This is a genomic window from Ramlibacter alkalitolerans, from assembly GCF_016722765.1.
GTDB classification, from domain to species: domain Bacteria; phylum Pseudomonadota; class Gammaproteobacteria; order Burkholderiales; family Burkholderiaceae_C; genus Ramlibacter; species Ramlibacter alkalitolerans.
The window spans coordinates 393,082-413,190 of sequence record NZ_JAEQND010000004.1; the positions used below are offsets into that span (position 1 = coordinate 393,082).

Sequence of the window (20,109 nt, forward strand, 5' to 3'; positions counted from 1 at the left end):
GGGATGCCTACCAGTTGCGAAAGCGTGCGGGCGGGCGGTACATGCCACCCGATGCGTCGACGAGATCGCGCATCGAGCGCGCGGCGAGCAGGTTGCGGGTGGCGTCGCGCGTGTCGATGCCCAGGTCCTCGGGCCGGCGGATGACGCCGCGGTCGCGCAGGTTCTCCACCATGCGCCGGTCGCGCGCCAGGCCCACCGGGGTGTAGCCCGCGACGCCGCGCACCGCCTGCTCGCGCTCCTCGTCGGTGCGCACCAGCAGCAGGTTGGCGATGCCTTCCTCGGTGAGGACGTGCGTGACGTCCTCGCCGTAGATCATGATCGGCGGCAGCGCCATGCCGGCCTGCTCCTGCAGGGTCCACGCGTCGAGCCGCTCCACGAAGGCGGGCTGCATGTGCTCGCGGAAGGTCTCCACCATCTGCACCACGAGCTTCTGGCCGCGCGGCGTGCCGGCCGCTCCGGTGCGCCCGCTGCGGGCCTCGCGCCCGGCCTTGAGCCAGGCGGGGCTCGCGTGGCGGCGGCCGCGGGCATCCGCGCCCATGTTGGGTGCGCCGCCGAAACCGGTGATGCGCCCCAGCGTGGCGGTGGAGCTGTTGGCCTGCAGGTCCATCTGCAGCGTCGAGCCGATGAACAGGTCGCAGGCGTAGTGGCCGGCCGCCTGGCTGAAGGCGCGGTTGCTGCGCAGGCTGCCGTCGGCGCCGGTGAAGAACACGTCGGAGCGCGCGCGGATGTAGTCCTCCATGCCCAGCTCCGAGCCGAAGGAGTGGATCGACTCCACCCAGCCCGCCTCGATCGCCGGGATCAGCGCCGGATGCGGGTTCAGCGCCCAGTGGCGGCAGATCTTGCCCCGCAGGCCCAGCGACTCGCCGTAGGTGGGCAGCAGCAGCTCGATGGCCGCCGTGTCGAAGCCGATGCCGTGATTGAGGCGCTGCACGCCGTACTCGGCATACACGCCCTTGATCGCCATCATCGCCATCAGCACCTGGATCTCGCTGATCTGGGCCGGGTCGCGCGTGAACAGCGGCTCGATGAAGTGCGGCCGCGGCGCCTTGACGACGAAGCTCACCCAGTCGGCCGGGATGTCGATGCGCGGCAGCGTGGTCGTCGCGCCGTCGACCAGCTCGTTGACCTGCGCGATCACGATGCCGCCCGAGAACGCCGTCGCCTCGACGATGGCCGGGGTGTCCTCGGTGTTCGGCCCGGTATAGAGGTTGCCCTGCGCATCGGCAGCCTGCGCCGCGACCAGCGCGATCCTGGGCGTGAGGTCGACGAAGTAGCGGGCGAAGAGTTCGAGGTAGGTGTGGATCGCGCCGATCTCGATGCGGCGGGCGGCCACCAGCTTGGCCAGCCGCGCACCTTGCGGGCCCGAGAAGCTGAAGTCCAGCCGGCTGGCGATCCCGGCTTCGAAGAGGTCGAGGTGCTCGGGCAGCGCCAGCACCGACTGCACCATGTGCAGGTCATGGACCCGCTGCGGGTCCACCTGCGTGAGCGAGCGCGCCAGGAAGTCGGCCTGCTTCTGGTTGTTGCCTTCCAGGCAGACGCGGTCGCCGGGCTGCAGCGTCGCTTCCAGCAGTTGCACGATGGCGTCGGTCGCGACGACCTTGCCGGCCAGGCGCGGGCCGAGCGCGTGCGCGGCGCGGGCCAGCCGGTCCGCCCGGTCGATGGCCTTGGTGTTCCAGTTCAGACGGTCCATGGTGGTCTTCAGGCGATGAGCGCCTTGGTGGCGAAGAACAGGACGGAGGGGCCCATGAGGCAACCGAGCCCGGTGTGGAAGGTGGCGACCAGCGCGCCGTACGGCACCAGCTTGCGATCGGTGGCGGCCAGGCCGGCCGATACGCCGCTGACCGTGCCTGCCAGGCCGCCGAACACCATCGCGGAACGCGGCGTGCGCAGCACCAGGAAGCGCGCCGCGATCGGCGTGCCCACCATCACGATGATCGCCTTGACCAGTCCGGTGGCGATGCTGAGCGCCATCACGTCCGGGCTGGCGCCGATGGCCGCGCCCGTGACCGGGCCCACGATGTAGGTGACGGCACCGGCGCCGATGGTGGTCATGCTGACCGCGTCCGAATACCCGAAGGCGCGCGCCACGCAGGCACCGACGATGAAGGGCAGCACGGTACCGAGCAGCAGCGACACCGCCCCGACCAGGCCGGCCTTGCGCGCCTCGGTGGCCTGCACTTCGAAGGCCGTCGCGACGATGGCGAAGTCCCGCAGCATCGCGCCGCCCATCAGGCCGATGCCGCCGAACAGCGACAGGTCGGCCAGGCCCTTGTGGCCGCCGGAGACCTTGCCACCCCAGTACGCGAGTGCCAGGCCGATCACGATGGCGATCGCCGATCCGTGCACGCGGCCGAAGGTCAGGCGGCGCGAGATCTGGCCGGAGAGGAGGACGATCACGCCGACCAGGGCGAAGGCCGCGACGAGGCCGTTGTGCAGGGCTGCTTTTTCGAGGATGTCGAGCATGGCGGTCACTCCGCTTCGGCGAGCAAGGGGTTGTCGTGCAGCACCGGGACCGGCGCCGGGTCTTCTTCGCGGCGCTCCGACCGGTTGATCGCGGAGATCACGCCGGCGCACACGGCCACGGCGGTGACGGCGGACAGCACCGCCACCGGGCCGCCGCGCAGCGCGGCGACCATGTCCTGCTGCGCGGCCATCGCCACCACCACGGGGATGTAGAGCGCGCCCCAGTATTCGACGCCCAGTTCCGTGAGCTTCGGCAGGATCTCCCGCCTCTGCATGAACAGGCGGGCGGCAATCAGCAGCAGCATCGCGATGCCGACCCCGCCGACGTTCGTCTTGACGCCCAGCGCCTGCCCGAGCAGGTCGCCCAGGAAAATGCCCAGGAGGTGGCAGGTTGCCAGCAGGGCCGTGCCATATATGATCATTTGCGGTCGTCTCCGAGAAGCGGGCTCCACTTGCGCATGGAGTTGCCGTGCCCGCATCTTCGAAGAGGCGGCCGCCGTGCGCCATTCGCCTTCCATTGAGGCAGCCTTCAGCATCCATTGAGGAGCGTGGGGACGTGATCAACCTGAGCCGCTTCGACCTGGTCTCGCTGCGCCTGTTCGTGGCGGTGGTCGATGCCGGCAGCCTCACCGCGGGCGCGGAGCGCTTCGGCACGTCGCTGGCGGCGGCCAGCAAGCGCATCGCGGAGCTGGAGCAGCACTGCGGAGTCGCGCTCCTCCAGCGCACGCAACGCGGCGTCACGGCAACCTCCGACGGCCAGACCCTGCACCGGCACGCGATCGAGGTCATCGCCCGCCTCGAGCAGCTGGCGCAGGCCGTCGACGATTTCCAGTCGGGCGCCTCGGGGCACCTGCGGCTGTGTGCCAATCCTTCCGCGGTCGGCGGCTTCCTGCCCCGCGTCCTCGCCGGCTACGCGCAGCGTTATCCCAGGGTCACCATCGACCTCGAGGACGCACTCAGCGAAGACGGCATCCGTGCGGTGCAGAAGGGCTTGATGGAGCTCGCCGTCATCGGCGACAACGTGCCGTGCGAGGGCCTGGAGACAGTCGTCTGCAACGTCGACCGCCTGGTCCTGCTGGTGCCCGAAGGCCATGGCCTCGCCGGGGCGGCCCAGGTGGGCGTGGAGAAGGCGTTCGACCACGACCTCGTCACGCTGGCGCGGAGCGCGTCGCTCACCCGCAAGGTGATGGCCGCCGCCGACGCCGTGCAGCGCACGCCGCGCATCCGCGTGCAGGTGCGCAGCTTCGACGGCATGTGCCGCATGGTGGCGGCGGGGCTGGGGCTGGCGATCCTGCCGCAGGCGGCAGCGGCGGTCTACGCCGACGCGCTAGGACTCGTGCAGGTGCGGCTGGAGGGCGTGGCGACCGAGCGCGTGCTGCTGCTGGCCATGCGGCGGCGCTCCGAGCTGTCGGCCGCGGCGTCGGCGCTGGTGGAGATGATCGAAGGCGAGGCGGCGGCCGGCATCGTGCCGCCGACCATGCATCAGAGCGAGTAGCCCAGGAGCATCGCCACGCCCGCTTCCTTGTTCGGGCGGGTGAAGCTGTCCCGCGTCAGGCGGCTCATCTGGAGGTTCATGCGCTCGGTCGTGAACCACTTGCGGTAGATCGTGTTGATCTCGCCGCCCGCGTAGAGCCGCGACAGCGTGCGGTCCACCACGGCGCCCAGCGCGGTGTCGCCCTTGCGCATCATGATCGCGTACGGTTCGACCGACAGCACCACGCTGCTCAAGTCCAGCCGGTCGAGCGCGTTGTCGTGCGACGCCAGGCCCAGCAGCAGGGAATCGTCCTGCGGGAAGGCGCGCACCTTGCCCTCCTTGAGCGCCTGGTACGCCTCCACGTTGCTCGCGAAGGTCGTCAGCTGCATCTTCACCTCGCTCACATTGAGCTGCGTGAAGAGCTTTTCGGAGGTGGTGCCCTTGCTCAGCGCCACCGGCAGGCCGCCGAGGTCCTTCACCGATTCGACCTTCGTGCCCTTGGGGACGAGCACGCGGATGCCCGCAACGAAGACGGTGTAGCTGAAGGCGACCTTCTCCTGGCGGGCCTTGGTGTTCGTGGTGGAACCGCATTCGAGGTCGATCTCGCCGGTCTCGAGCTTCGGGATGCGTTCGGCGCCCGAGACGACCTTGTAGCTCACCGCCAGATCGGGCAGCTTGAGCGTGCGCTTGATCTCATCGACGACGGCGAGGCACAGGTCGACCGAGTAGCCCACGGGTTGCTTCTGCTCGTTGAGGAACGAGAACGGGCGTGCGGCTTCGCGCACGCCCAGCGTGATCGCCCGGGTTTCCTTGATGCGCGCCAGCGTATCGGCAGGCACCTGCGCATGGGAGGAGGAAGCGAAGACGAACGAGGCGCACGCGGCCAGCGGCAGCGAGAGAAGGCGAAACGGGGGCATGGGTACTGCGGAGGGGACGGAAGAATCGGCCCGGAGCGAGACTCCGGGAAAACCCTGAGTCTAAGCGCAACGGTGGATGGGTGCAGCACGGGCGATGAATGCCCGCCGAAGGTGCCGGCGCGTGCCCTCGTCCCGCCCCTCTCCCCGGCGCGCGCGCCCGAGGGAGAGGGGGGGAAACCCGGCTCCTGCCGCGCAGGCTCCTACTTGCCGCACACCTGCGCCAGCACCGCGGCGCGCGCCGAGCCGGGATCGATGGCTTCCCAGTCGCCGTCGATGCGGGGGGCATCGAGCGCGCGGCCTTCGCCCATCTGCCCTTCGAAGGGCTGTTGCACGATCACCCGCCCGCGCTCGGCGGCGCAGTCGTACTGGGTCTGGCTCTTTGCCGAACGAAAGACGCGGTCGCTGGCGCTGGTGGCGGCCCGCCGGAAATCGCGCAGCTCCCACAAGGTGGCCACGTGCGCCGTGTGCTCCACGCTCGCGGGGTCGTAGTAGGCGATGGCTTCCGGGTCCTCGGCCACCCGCACCCAGGACGCCATCGCGGCACAACTCATGGTGGCGCAGCACAGCGCCAGGACAGGCTTCTTCATCGCAGCTCTCCTCAGGGAGTCGGATCCAGGGTGATCTGGTTCGTCGGGACATTGGCCCCCACGCCGTTGGGCACGTGGATGCCCTTCTGCTTCGCCTGCCCCGGCGGCATGAACACCACACCGGCCTGCAGCACGACCTCGCCCGGCGGCAACTGCACGAGTCCCTGCGGGATCTGCACCACGCGCGGCGCGTGCGCTTCGAACGAGGTGCCCACGTCGCTGACCATGCACGCGCCCGCCACCAGTCCTTTCGCCCCCACCGCCGGCAGTTCCACCAGGACGTCGATGCCCTTGCTGCTGCCCTTGGCGGTGAACAGCAAGGTGTCGTCGCCGAGTTGCCCGTTGGTCACGCGCAGGCCGGGGTGGTCGAACGGCGCCTTCTGGCAGGCCACGCGCCGGTCGGTCAGGGCGTTGCGCAGGAAGGCGACGAGGTCCGCCTTCTCGGCTGCGGTGAGTCCCAGCGGGTGGATCGCCGGATGCGCGTTGGACCGGCCGCCGTCGGGCGCGGCACTCGCGGGCAGGCCCGAAGTGTCGTTGCCGTCCGGCCCCCGGCGGTCGCCGCCGCGGTTGTAGAACTCGACCACCTGCTCCAGCGTGAAGCGGCTGCCGTTGTGGAAGTACGGCTGCGTGAGCGCCACGTTGCGCAGCGACGGCGTCTTGAAGGCGCCGTCCACCCCCACCCGGCTCATGCCGGGCGTCGGCGGCGTCCAGCACTCGCGGTAGTCGCTCTTGATGGCGAACAGGCAGGGATTCACCGCGAACGCATCGGCCGGCGCCTTGCCGCCCAGGTGCGCCAGCCACTCGCGCGAGAAGGACAGCGGGTTGCCGAACGGGTCGGACCCGCCCACGCCCACGTCCTCCGCGGCCGGCCGCACGCCGATGTTGTAGAAGCCGCTGTCGTACAGGCCGATGCTGCCGCCGACGAACATCTGCTCCAGCACGTTGCTCTCGCCCGCCGTGGGTTGCAGCCGCGAAGCCGCGGAGGTGAACTCCGCGCCACGGTGGCACTCCGAGCACATCGCCTTGCTGCCGCGGAAGATGGCGAGCCCGCGCGTCTCCTGCGCCGTCAGGGCGTGGGGGTCGGGAGGACTGCCGGGCCAGCCGACGAAGCGATCGATGGGCGCCTCGTCGGAGACCAGCGTGGCCTCGTACAGCATGACGGCAAGCCCCCAGAACAGCGAGAAGTTCGACTCCATCTGCGTGTAGCCGCCGAAGGTGCCGCGCGCGCTCCACCACGCCGGCTGGAAGGCCGCCTGGATCATCGCCTGGTAGGTGCGGTCGAGGCCGAGGCCGGAGGGATGCCGCATGGCACCGAGCACGGAGTCTTCCGCGTGCACCTTCTGCGTCGACAGGGCCCGCAGCGGGATCAGCTTGCGTCCGAGCTGCTGGAAGGTCTTGCTGCCGCAGGACATCTCGAAATCGCTCAGGGCCGGGCCCGTGGCCTGCGAGGCCAGGCTGGCGTTCTCGAGATGCACGCGCACCGGCACGGCCGTGCCGTTCGCCTGCAGCTGCAGCAGGCGGGCGTTGGCGTCGCGGTCGCCGAACGGGTTGACCCCGTTGAAGACGTTGTTCGCCCGTCCGTCCCAGAAGTTGCGGTGGTTGTAGGCGGCGTTGATCACCGTCGGCGTGTTGCGCGGCTCCACCCGCCGCGTGTTCGCGCCATGCACGCTGAACTCGTCCACCGGCCGGTCGGCGCATTTCTCGTCGCCCGCGGCACTCGAGAGGAAGGTGCCGGAGAAGGTGCCCTGCGACGCGACCACGTCGTTGGTCTCGAACAGCACGCGCGAGTTGCGGTCCAGCGGGTTCTGCAGCCGGAAGGTGGGGAAGTCCGGTGGCGTCAGCCAGGCGTTCGGGCCTCCGGCACCGGTGGCCGTCCTGGCGAAGACGTTGTCGCCCCCGCGCTGGCCCGGGTTGACCTGGTTGCGCAGGCGGCTGTCGGCGCCGGCAGCGAAGTGGCAGCTCGCGCAGGCGTCGCCGTCGCTGCCGACCTTCGCGTCCCAGAAGAAGGCCTTGCCCAGCGCGATCGCCGCCGCCTTGTTGCGCACGAAGACCTCGATGCCGGGCGTGGGGGGAACCGGCACGGCCTTCAGCGACACCAGCGGCGGCACCAGTTCGACCGAGCCGATCTGGGCGTTCACGCCCGGCGTGGCGGGCTGGCCGTTCACCATCGCGACCGGCGCCACGCCGTGCAGGGGCACCATCAGGTCACCGGACTCCGACGTGACCGGCTGGCCCAGCACCATCTTCGTGGGGCCGCCGAGGACCGCGTCGACCGACACGGTCACCGGCTGGTTGCCCACCGCGTCGACCGTCAGGCCCGGTACGGTGGGGTTGCCCGGCAGCGCCTGGCGCGGATCGAGCGCCGGGGCGAGGTTGGGCGCGGTGGCGCCGGGCGGCAGCACGTCCGGTACTTCCACCAGGTCGGCGATGCCGGGGCGGCCCGGCCCGCGCGCCACGGCGGGCCCGCAGGCGAGCGTGGCCGCCAGCAGCAGCGCCAGGGCACGTTGCCAGGGGCGCACCCTGGATCCAGGGTGCGCAGGGGCGAGGGGGCCGGCCCCGCGGCCGGCCAGCAGCAGGTTGTTCATGGTCGTCCTCCTGGATCAGGGGCAGACGAGGCGCCGGCTCGGCAGGCAGGGCTTGATGGCGATCGCGGCAGTCGTCGCGGTGCCGCCCAGGCTGGAGCGGACGCTGATCGTGGTGGGCGGCACCAGCGTGGCGACGCCGCTGCCGTTGCCGGCCGGGTTCACGATGAAGCCGGGGGCGATCAGCTGCCAGCAGGGATCGTTGGTGGGACACACCCCCGCAGCCGCCGGCGAGTTGCCCGTCAGGACCATCTCGGACGTGATCGGGTTGGCGGTGCTGCCGGGGGTGCCGGCGGGCAGCGTGTCGTTCACCAGCGTGGCCTGCATGAACATGCCGCGCGGCGCCGGCGTCGCGGAGGAAGTCACCACCAGGTTCACCTTGCCCTTGTTGGCGCGGTTGTCCCAGGCGGCGGCGACGATGTTGAGGACGTCGGGCGCACCTACCACGGGCGGGAACACGCGGCCGGCGCTGACGGCGGGCGCGCCGGGGCACAGGGTGGAGTGGAAGATCGGGTCGTCCATCGGCGCGGCCCACGGCGCCGGGTCGAGCTGGCCCACCACCGGCGTGCCGGAGCCGGGACCGTCGACGGGACCGGAGCCGCAGAACAGGAAGGGCAGGTCCTGGAAGTTGTTGGGGACCAGCGGGTCGCCGAACACCAGGTTCTCCGCGAAGATGAACTCGAAGTTGGGCAGCAGGTACTGGCCGGCGACGAGGCCGTTGGCGCGCGACGTGGCGTCGCGGTTGGCGGGCATGCACGGCACGGACGGCCCCGACGTGGCGGCGCACATCGTGCGGCTGACGGCGCGGTAGTTGCGCGTGGGCGGCAGGAAGGCGCCGTTGTTGTTCACCGGCGTGCGGAAGCGACCGAGCAGCGGGCTCGAGAACGCGGTCTGCGTGCCGAGCAGGCGTTCGCTCACCGCGCCGGAGAGCGGGTCCTGGTCCAGCGCGAAGAGGTCGACCAGGTTGAACACGTCGGTGGTGAAGCCGACGAACAGCACCCGGCCGGTGGCCTCCTGCGCCAGCCCCGCGACCGGGCGCTGGTCGGTGCCCGCCAGCAGCGTCTCGACGAAGGTGTACGCGGGCGGCGTGTTCGGGAAGGTGTAGATGCCGAGGTTGGCGCCTATCGTGTGCGCGGACACGTAGACACCGGCGCCGTCGGTCTTGAGCGTGCCGTTGAAGGTGATGTTGTCACCGATCTCGAACGGGACCTGCTTGTTCGGGTCGGTGGGGCAACGCGGGTCCGGTCCCGGGCACGTCACGCCGGACGGCGCGGGCGTGCCGGGCGCGTCCATCATGTACGTCATGCAGTAGCCCGTGCTCGGTGCCGGGAACGGCGTGATGCCGGTCTCGGCGGGGAAGCTCCTGCAGTTCGGCGCGATCGGCCGGTTGGACTGCGGGCACTCGGGATCCACGTGGCCGGCATCGAACGGGTTGACCCGCGGGATGCACATCGGGAAGCCGGTGGACGCGTGGATCGTGGGGTTGTCCGTGTCCGGCGTGAAGCGCGGATCGAAGCCGGCCTCCTCCACGCAGTCGGCCCGGCCGCCGCAGCCGCCGATCGCCGCATGCGCCTTGCCGTAGCGGCCGATCGCATCGTTGATCCGCACGCGCGTCACGCCGGGCGGCGGCGGCATCGGGCAGCCGAAGGGCGCCACGGTCGGATCCGTCGGCGTGCCGCCCACCTGCAACTCGCCGGTGGCATAGTCGATGCAACTGATCACGCCCTGGCCCGCATTCAACTGCTGCTGCGAGAGGAAGACCAGGCCGGCGATGTAGCGCTGGCTGACGATGTTGCCGACGACGTGGATCTCGTACGAGGGCAGCGCGCCGTTGTACGGCGTCTGCGGCGTGGCGGCGGTCAGCAGGCCGGGCTGCGTGGCCGGCACCGTGGCACCGGGAACGGGCGCGATCCGGTCGTTGAGCGCCAGCCCGGTCTGGCCGGCCGGCGCGATGTCCGCCGGCACCAGCGGGTTATCGCGCTGGAACAGGTCCGCCCACGTGAGCGTGAAGGCGGGCATCTGCAGGATGGTGTTGCAGGGAATGATGATCCTGTGGCCGTTGACGGTCACCGTTCCGCCGGCCAGCCGGGGCGAGGCCGGCTGGCAGATTGCGCCCGTCGTATCGAGCGTGGCCTCCTGGATGAAGCCCGTGATGTCGAACTGGGAGGGCACCATCGGCACCGCCGGGATCACCGGCGCAAGGAAGGGGTCCGCCTGGGCCCTCGCCTGTTGCACCGGCCCTGCCGCCAGCGTGATGCACACCCCCGCCGCGACGCCCCACCTCCTCGCGCAGCCCGCGATCGACCACTCGTGTCGATGTTGCATGGTTCACCTCCGTGGAAAAGACAAACGCATACCTAAGTTGCATTTCGCGTGCCTGCCTTAGTACGTTGTCATTCGCGAATAGAACCAAAGTGCCTACCACACCAGAACCAAAGGGGAGGGAGAACATGCACCTTCAGGGGATGGTCCATCCCCGATGTCGGGGGGGATTCCTGCCCGGGGACGGGGAATGCTCCCCGGGAATGGGGGCCGCTTCACGCCTTCCAGCGCAGGGGAAGCCCGCCCTCGATCCGCACGGCTTCGCGCACCTCCAGGTCCAGCAGGCGCAGGGCGCCTGGCCATTCCACCGGGTCGGGCGCTTGGGTGCGCAGCCGCGCCGTGCAGGCCAGGTGCAGCCGCGTGCCGCTGGAAGGCTCGATGAACAAGAGCCCGCAGCGTGGCTCCAGTTGCAGGTTCCCGAGCGTGTTGAAGAAGGTGTTGCCGGCGTAGTCGGGGATGACCAGGCGGTCGCCGTGCACGCGCACGAAGCCGGGCCTCCCGCCCCGATGCGAGACGTCCACCCCCTCCGAAGGCTTTTGCGTGCTGGCCGCCAGCGGGTGCGCACTGGCGATGAAGAAGGTATCGGCGCCCGCCACCAGGCGGCTGGCCGCAGCGTCCAGCCCGGCGCCACGATGGACGCGCACCTCGCCGGCGCGCGCGGGGTCGTGGACGGCTTCGCGCGGGTGGATGTACTTGGGGCAGTTGCCGAAGCTCTGTCCGACGCGCACGGCGATGCCGTCGCGCCATGACTCGACCCACCCGCTCATGCGGTTGCGCCGGCCGGTGTGCGCCTGCAGCCCGAGCAGCCCCACCGGGGCACCTTGGCGCCAGTGGGTCGCCGCGGGGTCGCCGGGCAGCGGCCGCGCGTGCACCGCCAGCAAGCGTGGCGTCGGCGCAGCGATGAAGCCGGGAGCGCCGGCCAGCAGCGATGCCCAGGGCTGCCCCGCGCCGTCGAGCGTGCCCGTGAAGAGCAGCGGCAGCTCCGCGAAGAACGCGCGGTGCTGGTCCGGCATGGAGTCGCGCATCACCCGGGGGCCGAACGCGGCAAGCTGCTCGGCGACCCCGGCGGCCCGCTGCAACGCGCGCTCGCCGGCGTGCCAGACGCTGTCCGCATCCCTGTCGGCCTTGATGCCTGCAGCCCCACCGGCATGGCCTTGCGGTACACGGTGATCGGCTGGCGCGGGGCGGGGGGTGGTCATCGTCTGTCCTCCTGGAAGCTTCCGTCTGGCCGCCATCTTGATTGCTGCCGGATCGGCAATAAATGGCTCCGGACGCAGTTCACTCCTCCTGTAGGCGCAGCAATAATGCGCCGATGGACAAGTTCCGCGCGATGCAGACCTTCGTGGAAATCGCAGACGCCGGCAGCCTGACGGGGGCGGCGCGGACCCTCGGGTCCTCGCTGCCGGCGGTGGTGCGCGCCCTCGCCGCCTACGAACGCGAACTGGGCGTGCGCCTGTTCCACCGCACCACGCGGCGCATCTCGCTCACGGACGAAGGGCGCGCGCACTTGGAGCGCTCGCGCCATCTCCTGGCCGCACTGCAGGAAGCGGAAGCGGCGTTGAGCGCGGGCGCGGACCATCCGACCGGCCGGCTGCACATCACCGCGCCGGTGCTCTTCGGGCAGATGTACGTCGCGCCCTTGGTCACGCGCTTCGTGCGCCGCCACGCCGACCTGCGCTGCACGCTGCTCCTGCTGGACCGGGTGGTGAATCTGCTGGAGGAAGGGCAGGACCTGGGGATCCGGATCGGACGGATGGAGGACTCCTCCCTGGTGGCGCAGCAGCTCGGCCAGGTGCGGCGGGTCGTGGTCGCGACGCCGGCCCTGCTGCGGGCGCAGGGCACCCCGCAGCACCCCCGCGACCTGCAACGCATGGACTGCATCCGCATCATCGGCCATCGGGCGGGCTGGGGCGACTTCCAGGAGAACGGCCGCGTCTTCCAGGTGCCGGTGAACGGCAGCCTGGAGTTCAATCACGTGTGGCCGGCGGTCCAGGCCTGTGCCGAGGGCGCCGGTTTCGGCATGTTCTTTTCCTACCAGGTGGAGCCGCTGCTGGCGCAACGCAAGCTGCGCTTGGTGCTGGGGGAGTTCGAGCTGCCGCCGCGGCCGATCAGCATCGTGTATCCGCACGCGCGGCTGCTGCCGGCGCGCACCCGCGCCTTCATCGCCTTCGCGCGCGAGGAGCTGACGCGCTTCCGGGCGCCTGGGGCGTGAGCCCGCGGATGCCCGCCGGTTGCTTGCCGCTCAGCTGCCTTCCTCGCGCGGCGGCAGCGCGATCCGGTTGTCGACGCTGAACTGGTAGTCCTTGAACACATGTTCGGCCGTGAGCAGCTGGTACGTGCCGTCGGCCTTCCTGTGCGTGGTGTCCTTGAGGCGGTACGTGTAGTGGCCGCAGGTCCAGCAATGGAAGTTCCGCATGTGCGTGCACAGGCAAGTCTTGTCCATCACCACGACGCTCTTCTGGTCGGGATGGGCCAGCACTTCGCGGTTGTAGGCGTCGATGTAGGCGCAGTTGCCGTTCGCGTCGAGCAGGTAGCCATACGATTCGCAACCGGGCCGGATGCCGGAGCCGATCGCCGGAGTGTTCCTGAGCATGCGCATCGGGTAGCCGGTGGGCGAGATGCCATTGACGACGATGTCGTCTTCGGTGGCCTTCAGATACTCCTGCTTCACATCCGCCGGCAAGCCACACTCGTGCGTGATGGTGAAGCGCGTGGCCACCTGCACGCCGCCTGCGCCCCTTTCCAGGAAGCCCACGGCATCGGTACCGGTGAATATCCCGCCCGCGGCGATCACCGGAATGGCAAGTTGCTCGTCGCGCAGGAATGCATGGATCTCGTCCATGATGGTGTGCAGGTCGTACTCGGCCCAGTCCATGCCGAAGCCGAGGTGGCCGCCAGCCAGCGGACCTTCGACGATGACGTAGTCAGGCAAGCGGTCCAGCCTGGCGTTCTTGCGCAGGAACAATTGCAGGGCGCGCGCGGACGACACGATGATGCCCAGCTTGGCATCACGGAAGCGCGGATGGTCGGCGATCAGGCCGAAGGAACCCAGGTGCAGCCCCGCCGAAAGGGTGATGCCGTCGATGCCGGCGTCCAGTGCCGCGGAGAGCCGCGTGCGCAGGGTTTCGCGCGGTGCATTCATGGTCAGCTTTTCCATGCAGTTGACGAAGACCAGGCCGTCGCCCTTCTTCGCCTCCATGGTCGAGCGCACGTGATTGCTCGTTGCTTCGGCCAGGCGGTCCATGTCGAACTGGACGACGGCCTTGCTCAGGTTGTTGATGTTGAACTTGTAGGTCCTGGTCTTGTCCTTGACGAAGGTCGTGTCGAACTTGCGGTCGGAGACATCGTGGACCATCGCATCGGAAATGTGCCCGATCCCGCCCAGGCGCGCCGCCTCCAGCGCCAGCTCGGAAGACGAGATGTCGACACCCATGCCGCCGATCATGATCGGCACATAGTCCCGGTTGCCCAGTTTCAGGCGGAAATCATCAACACATTGCATCTCTTGGAAGGTCCTCTACACCCGCACCTGCGTCCTGTCGTTCGAAGAAGCCCCACCCGCCCGGTTCGCACGACCCGGTGGGCTGATTTCCCGGGTCGGAGACGAAGCGGCGGCGCGGCCTGGTTCAAGGGATATTGTCACCCCTCGTTCGCCCGCGTGGTGAGCCTCTTCATTCCTGCGGGCCGGACGTCCGCCCCGGACCCTGACCGCTGCAGCCGCGCGGAACGGAATGACCCAGCGGCCTTCAACCCGCCACCAGCACTTGCCGACCGATGACACGTCCGGCCGCGAGATCCACGAGTGCATCCTGGGCCTCTGTCATCGGTCTTGGCTGCACGTTGCCAAGCCGGAGCGTGCCCGCCTGTGCAAGCGCCACCAACTCACGCAGGTCCTGCGGACTGCCGACGATCGATCCCTGCACCGCCAACTCTCGCAAAGCCAGCACTGTGCTGGACACCTTCAGCTCGCCACCGAAAAGCCCGCACACGACGTAGCGCCCGCCCTTGCGCAGCGCGGCGTGCGAGAGTGCCATCGTCGCGTCGGTCCCGACAAAGTCCATGATGGCATAAAGGGGCCCGCCAGCCGCCGATGCGATCTCTCCGGCTGCGTCCGCCTTGATCGAGCAGGCCGTCGTCGCGCCCCACTGGACCGCCGCATCGGTCTTGCGCTCATCGATGTCGCACGCCAGGATGCGCGCGTGACCGAGCGCCCGCAGGGCGGAGATCGCCGCCAGTCCCAAACCACCACAACCGATGACCGCCACCCACTCGCCAGGGTCGATCGGCTGGAGCTTCCTTGCCGCGCGGTACGTGCTGACTCCCGAGCATGCCAGCGGAGCGGCCAGCGCCGGATCGAGCCCCGTGATGTCGACCAGATACTTGGGGCGGGGAACAAGAACGTGGGAGGCGAACCCGCCCTGCAGGCTGATGCCCAGCGAGCGGCTGTTCGCGCAGAGGTTGTCCTGGTCCGAGCGGCACAAGGGGCACTCGCCGCAGCCCGTCCACGGATTCACCAGGACGCGCTGCCCCGGTCGCACGCCATGCGCCTCCTCTCCCGCCGCCACGACCTCCCCGACGATCTCGTGGCCGGGCGTGAGCGGGAGCGGGGAGCCACGGACCGCCAGCGACATCCGCTGGCCTCCACCGAGCTCGAAATAACCCTCCTGGACGTGCACGTCCGTGTGGCACACGCCGCAGTGGGTGACGCGAACCAGCACCTCGGTGCCGCGCGGCACGGGCGCTTCACGCACGCGGTGTTGCAGCCCTCGCCCCCACTCCACGATGTCCCAGCTTTCCATCGGTGCCTCCGGGCAAGAGTGGGCAGTGTGCGCCGTTGGCGGGTGCGCCGCAAGGCAGCCGTGATCCCGCCTGCGCAGGACGGCGCAACGGGCCGCAAGCCGGGACCGTCTACGAGTCCGCCGTCGAATGCGCGGTGCCTGGAGCCTGATCCGCCTGCGCCGCGCGCACCCGCCCAGCCACCACGCGCACCCCGCTGGGTGCGGCGCGCCAGACCGCAAACGCCGACAGCAGCGTGCAGCCGATGGCGAACCAGAAGGCGAGCGTGTAGGTGCCGGTGCGGTCGTGGACGAAGCCCATGAACCACGGGCCCATGGCGCCGCCGGCCAGTGCGCTGAGCATCAGCGTGCCGAAGATCGGCCCGTAGTGCCTGCCCTCGAAGATCTCCGCCGGGATCGCGCCGACCACCGACGTGAGTCCGTAGCCGATCGCGCCCTGCGCGGTCACGATCACGTACAGCATGGGCATCCCCGGGTGCGCGGGCAAGGCGAGCAGCGCCGCATACGTCACGAGGAAGCCGAGGTTGCCGATCGCCCACACGACTTCGCGGCCGATGCGGTCGGACAGCCAGCCCAGCGCGATCTGCCCCGGCACGCCCGCCAGGCTCACCGCGCCCAGCGCCCAGGCCGCCTGCTGGGCGCTGAAGCCGGTCTCGGTGAGGTACTTGGTCTGGTGCACCTGCACCGCGTACCACGCGAAGAGCGCGGCGAAGTACGCCACCGCGATCCACCAGAAGCGCGCCGTGCGCATCGCACGCGCAAGCGTCCAGTCGACGGCGGCCCACGCAGGATCGACCACGTTCACCCGGCGCGCCCGTGCGGCCGCGGGCGTGTCGCCGTCGCCGTCCGGGGCCAGGCCGATCTCCTCGGGGCCGCGCCGCAGCAGCAGGTTCAGCGGCACCAGCACGACGAGTACCGTCACGCCCAACATCGTGCACCCTGCCCGCCAGCCGTTTCGCTCCACGAAAGTCTGCAGCGCCGGCAGCATGACGATCGAGCCGAAGCCGACGCCGGCGAAGGCGACACTGATCGCGAGCCCACGGCGCCGGACGAACCAGTTCGGCAGGAACAGCGCCTGGCCGGTGTAGCCGGTGAACGTCGTGCCCGCGCCGACCAGCATGCCCAGCGTGGCGTAGACATGCCAGGGCTCGTGCGTGAACGTCGCGAGCAGCAGGCCGGCGGCGGTGGCGACGATGCCGATCTCCATCACGACCCGCGGGCCGCGGCGATCCATCAACCGGCCCAGCAAGGGGCTCAGGACGGCGGAGACGACGAAGCCGAACGAGAACGCACCGGCCGTGACGCCGCGCTCCCAGCCGAACTCGTCGATGATCGGGGGAAAGATCAGCGAGAAGGCCGTGCGCGCGTTCACGCAGATCGCCATCGTCAGGAAGACGACGCCGACCACCACCCAGCCATAGAAGAACGGCAGGCGCCGCGCGAGCTTCTCGATCATGCAGCTTCCCTCCTGCCGGCCTCTCCCGCCCGCGGTCCGGGGGAGCCACCTTCACGTCACGCGCCGGTGGCCGCCCCGGATCTGCACATCGACGATCAGGGTGCCAGCGGTGCCAGCGGCAGCCTCGATGCCTCCGGAACCGGGAACGGGAAGCCTAGCACGACCGAGCGTCCGCGCACCCGGTTCTGCGCCTGGCACTTGTGCGTGCACACCGTCGGCGACGGCGCTACTTCGACCGAATCCTCGCCCGACACGAAGCCCATGCGCCCTCCGCTGGCCACGTCCCAGATGGAGCGGTTGCCACAGTGCTGGATCGTCTGCGGTCCGCTCACGCGGGAGATGAAGGTCTTGGAGCAGGCGGGCTCGTTGACGCGCGTGGCGACCTGCGCGCTGTCGCGGGCGACGAAGCGCGGCGAAAAGTCGTTGGCGATGTTGATGCGCGTCGGCACGGCGATGGTGGTGTCCTTGAAGGGCACGATGTCGCCTTCGCGGGCCCGGAACCTCGGGTTGTCGAAGTAGAACGGGGTCAGGCCCTGGCTTGCACTCGCGAGCGTGTGCACGATGCGCGTGGCGGTGCCGTCCGCACGTTCGGGCTCCATCTGGAAGACGCCGCCCGTGGCGCAGTCCTTGGCCTGGATCTTCATGGAAAGCCCCGGCCCCACCCGCGCGATCTCCAGCACTTCTTCGTCCAGGGACAGGTCCACCGCCCCATTGAGGCGGAGGCCGCGGTGGTTCGGCGCCTTGCTGGCGAACACCGGCGTGTCGACCCCATTGGTCATGTCCAGGGGATTGGTGGTTGCCTCGAACACGTAGTTGCGGATGCCGAAAGTGGCCGCATCGATGTCGAACCGGACGTACTTGCCTCGTACCGTGATCGTGGCCGGGACGCTCGCACCCGGGATCTCCACGTCGACGGAGCCGCTGCGGCCGAGGACGGTGAAGCCGCCGCCCTCGCAGCCGGAGGAGGACGCGGCGAATGCCGGCACCGCGAGCAGGGCGACGACGAGCGTACCCACACCCCGAACAAGGGGGCCTGCAGGCCAGTTGGCAGTCTGAATGGACGTCATGGGGTCTCCTGAAGGGGCGCCGGAATCGGCACCGGCGCGCATTCTTGGCTTGGACAAGCTCATCGGTACGCAACCGGTGCTCGCTATGTAAGTGATAGCGCCTTTCCCTCACGACGGGATCTGCCTGTCGGTCCTCGCGGCTGGATGGGCATCGACGCGTTGTGCCGGCTACGATCCGGCACGAAGGTTCGGCACCTTGAGGCACTCTTTCGGCACCTTCGTTCTTTCAGCGCGCCGCAGCGAGGTCCTTATGCTTAGGTGCTCACTGTTACTTAAGCAAAACGCTGGACACGCCCAGGTACATGGAAGCCGGAAGGCGCCGAGGTGCCTCGACTCCTGGCACGCGAGAAAGTGAAACCGCCTGCTCTACCGCGCCGTCGCCCGGCCCGCCAGGACGAATGCGACGACCTCCGAGAAGGAGCGGACGACCAGATCCACGGGCCCTCGCACCAGCATCTCGTCCGTCAGTCCTTCCTCGTACGGCGGCCTCACGGTCAAGACCATGGCATACGGGAACGAGTCGCGGACGCGGAGGGAGACGGATTGCCACAGTTCGTGGTCTTCCTGGAGCGGATACGCAAGCACGACCGTCGAGACCAGGCCGGAGGTGCCGCGGACGTTCGATGCCAGTGCCGCGCTCACGCCGTAGTCCGCACCGACGTCCATCGAGATGCTCCGCGACTCGATCCCTTCGTCGCGCAGCGACTGCGCGAGCAAGCCACCGATCAACTCGTCCCTTTCGGAGCCCAGCCCGACGCAGATCACCAGGGATGCATTCAGGTCCGCCGCCGGCCCCGGCCAGAGGCGCAAGCGCTTCTCGCGGACTTCCGCCAGGTGGGCGCCGACGTCCGCGTCGAGCAGCGACGTGGAGCGGCGCCGGCGGCTGGCGTCACTCACCGGCGGGCTGCGGGCGAGCACCTCCGTCGCCTGGCGAATGGTGAGGCGCACCCTCTCCTGCTGTTCCGTTCCGATGCGCGCCTGCCTCGCGTCGGCCGAGGCCAGGGCCAGCGCCGGCAGGACGATCTGGTCGCAATAGCGCGCGAAATTGCTGCGTCGCAGATAGCGGCGCGCGGCCGCGATGATGTTCTGCGGCTCGCCGGACAACGCTTGCTGGTAGAGGCGCAACCCTTCCGTCAGGCCGGGGGTCTCGCCGAAGACGACGGTGATCGGCTCGAGCGCGCGGATGTGCCGCCCCGCGACCACGAGGCACAGCGTCATCGGGGTGGAGAGCAGCAAGCCCAGCGGGCCCCACATCGCCCCCCAGAAAAGGGCAGAGACGATCACGCCCAGCGGCGCGAGCCCGGCGCTGTGTCCGTACACCTGCGGTTCCACGAGATTGGCAGCCACCACTTCCAGGACGAGGAAACAGCCGATGCTCCAGAACATCAGGGACCAGCCGGGATCGACCGCCGCGGCGAAGGCCGCGATCGCGGCACCTGCGCCCAGCGCGCCGACATAGGGGATGAACCTGGCCAGGGCGCCGAGCGCGCCCCACAGCGCGGCATGCGGAATGCCGACCATCCACAGTGCGAACCCCAGGACGATGCCGAAGGTGGCATTCACCACGAGTTGCGAGAAGAAGAAGCGCGAGACCCCTTGCGCTGCGTCCTCGATGGCTTGCATGGTCCTGCCGACCTCCGCCTCCCCCGCAAGCCGGATCATCCGTTCCCTGAGGGTCTCGTGGCCCAGCAGGATGAAGACCAGCAGCACCAGCACGATGCCTGTCTGCGACAGGGGGCCCCACAACGAAGAGAACACCAGTGCAGCCGTGCTTTCCTGCTTCGGCACCACTTCCGGTTGTGCGGGTGTGCGGGCTGCGGGAGAACCCGATTTCGTCTGCGGGCGCGCAACGGCCGAGGCGGGAGTTTCCGGCACGACCGCCACGATCTCCGAATGGATCCTCTCCAGTGGGCGGATGGTCACGTCCATGACGTGTTGCAACTTTGCCCGGACCGCTTCCTTGTACCGCGGCAGATCGGTGGCGACCGCCATGAACTGCGAGGTGATGAACACCGCCGCCAGCGCGAGGCAGGCAGCGGCGACCAGGACGGATATGGCGGCTCCCGCCGCCTGGCCGATCCCGCCGCGCGCGAGCTTGCGCTTGAGCGGCGCAAGCACCAGGCTCAGCACGCTGGCCAGCGCAATGGGAGCAAGGATCTCGCGCCCGACGTACAGGAGCGCAAGAACGCATGTCGCGGCGATGATCCGGGACGCACCTGAAGAGGGGGCTGTGGAAATGGGGCTGCTCGCTGGTCGGCCGATCGCGGCCCGTTCACCGATTATGGTGTGCGAGGCGCCTTTGACGGGGCCACCGCGACCCATGTGTCAAGCGACATCAGAATCTGACCCCCTGGCGACATCCAAAACTGACCCCCTGGTTTGTTTCCTAATGGGCTGTTTCTGCAGTTGAGAGTTGAGGATTGATCAACCCGGCCTTGCGCTTGG

General features: G+C 69.5%; 15 protein-coding genes. 2 read left to right on the forward strand and 13 right to left on the reverse strand.

The window, feature by feature from the left end:
- Window positions 1-7: 7 nt before the first annotated feature.
- From mdcA to madL, 3 genes are read right to left on the reverse strand one after another with little or no spacing between them, the layout of a single operon-like run.
- Window positions 8-1,690, reverse strand: coding sequence for a malonate decarboxylase subunit alpha (mdcA, locus tag JI746_RS09365; RefSeq protein ID WP_201688789.1), 1,683 nt, complete (start codon window positions 1,688-1,690; stop codon window positions 8-10).
- Window positions 1,691-1,698: 8 nt separating this feature from the next.
- Complete coding sequence (gene madM / locus JI746_RS09370) at window positions 1,699-2,463, reverse strand: malonate transporter subunit MadM (RefSeq protein WP_201688790.1); 765 nt, start codon at window positions 2,461-2,463, stop codon at window positions 1,699-1,701.
- A gap of 5 nt (window positions 2,464-2,468) precedes the next feature.
- Window positions 2,469-2,885, reverse strand: coding sequence for a malonate transporter subunit MadL (madL, locus tag JI746_RS09375; protein WP_201688791.1), 417 nt, complete (start codon window positions 2,883-2,885; stop codon window positions 2,469-2,471).
- A gap of 134 nt (window positions 2,886-3,019) precedes the next feature.
- On the opposite strand from madL, the gene JI746_RS09380 reads away from it, so the two are divergent.
- Complete coding sequence (locus JI746_RS09380; RefSeq protein WP_201688792.1) at window positions 3,020-3,958, forward strand: LysR family transcriptional regulator; 939 nt, start codon at window positions 3,020-3,022, stop codon at window positions 3,956-3,958.
- Here the strand turns inward: JI746_RS09380 and JI746_RS09385 are convergent.
- The 5 genes from JI746_RS09385 to JI746_RS09405 form a co-directional block, all read right to left on the reverse strand.
- Window positions 3,946-4,854, reverse strand: a complete 909-nt coding sequence (locus JI746_RS09385; RefSeq protein ID WP_201688793.1) for an amino acid ABC transporter substrate-binding protein — start codon at window positions 4,852-4,854, stop codon at window positions 3,946-3,948. The genes JI746_RS09380 and JI746_RS09385 overlap by 13 nt on opposite strands.
- Before the next feature lie 200 nt (window positions 4,855-5,054).
- A complete protein-coding gene (locus JI746_RS09390; protein WP_201688795.1) occupies window positions 5,055-5,441 on the reverse strand; it encodes a surface-adhesin E family protein in 387 nt (128 codons plus the stop codon).
- An 11-nt stretch (window positions 5,442-5,452) separates the two neighbouring features.
- Window positions 5,453-8,026, reverse strand: coding sequence for a cytochrome-c peroxidase (locus tag JI746_RS09395; RefSeq protein WP_201688797.1), 2,574 nt, complete (start codon window positions 8,024-8,026; stop codon window positions 5,453-5,455).
- Between the two features lie 15 nt (window positions 8,027-8,041).
- The gene (locus tag JI746_RS09400; protein WP_201688799.1) at window positions 8,042-10,348 is read right to left on the reverse strand and encodes a hypothetical protein; all 2,307 of its coding nucleotides are present in this window, start codon (window positions 10,346-10,348) and stop codon (window positions 8,042-8,044) included.
- Between the two features lie 212 nt (window positions 10,349-10,560).
- Window positions 10,561-11,544 (reverse strand): pyridoxamine 5'-phosphate oxidase family protein, encoded by a 984-nt coding sequence (locus tag JI746_RS09405; protein WP_201688801.1) that lies wholly within the window; start codon window positions 11,542-11,544, stop codon window positions 10,561-10,563.
- A 113-nt stretch (window positions 11,545-11,657) separates the two neighbouring features.
- Between JI746_RS09405 and JI746_RS09410 the strand changes: the two genes are divergently transcribed.
- The gene (locus tag JI746_RS09410) at window positions 11,658-12,557 is read left to right on the forward strand and encodes a LysR family transcriptional regulator (RefSeq protein ID WP_201688803.1); all 900 of its coding nucleotides are present in this window, start codon (window positions 11,658-11,660) and stop codon (window positions 12,555-12,557) included.
- Window positions 12,558-12,587: 30 nt separating this feature from the next.
- Here JI746_RS09410 and JI746_RS09415 read toward each other — a convergent pair whose 3' ends face one another.
- From JI746_RS09415 to JI746_RS09435, 5 genes are all read right to left on the reverse strand, one after another.
- Window positions 12,588-13,847 (reverse strand): nitronate monooxygenase, encoded by a 1,260-nt coding sequence (locus tag JI746_RS09415; RefSeq protein WP_201688805.1) that lies wholly within the window; start codon window positions 13,845-13,847, stop codon window positions 12,588-12,590.
- Between the two features lie 244 nt (window positions 13,848-14,091).
- Entirely contained in the window at window positions 14,092-15,144 is a 1,053-nt protein-coding gene (locus JI746_RS09420) for an alcohol dehydrogenase (RefSeq protein WP_201688807.1), read from the reverse strand.
- 109 nt (window positions 15,145-15,253) lie between these two features.
- Window positions 15,254-16,597 (reverse strand): MFS transporter, encoded by a 1,344-nt coding sequence (locus JI746_RS09425; protein ID WP_201688809.1) that lies wholly within the window; start codon window positions 16,595-16,597, stop codon window positions 15,254-15,256.
- Window positions 16,598-16,692: 95 nt separating this feature from the next.
- Window positions 16,693-17,664, reverse strand: coding sequence for a hypothetical protein (locus tag JI746_RS09430; protein WP_236599684.1), 972 nt, complete (start codon window positions 17,662-17,664; stop codon window positions 16,693-16,695).
- Between the two features lie 366 nt (window positions 17,665-18,030).
- On the reverse strand, window positions 18,031-19,986 hold the full coding sequence (locus JI746_RS09435; protein WP_201688810.1) for an AI-2E family transporter: 1,956 nt from the start codon (window positions 19,984-19,986) through the stop codon (window positions 18,031-18,033).
- Window positions 19,987-20,109: the final 123 nt, after the last annotated feature.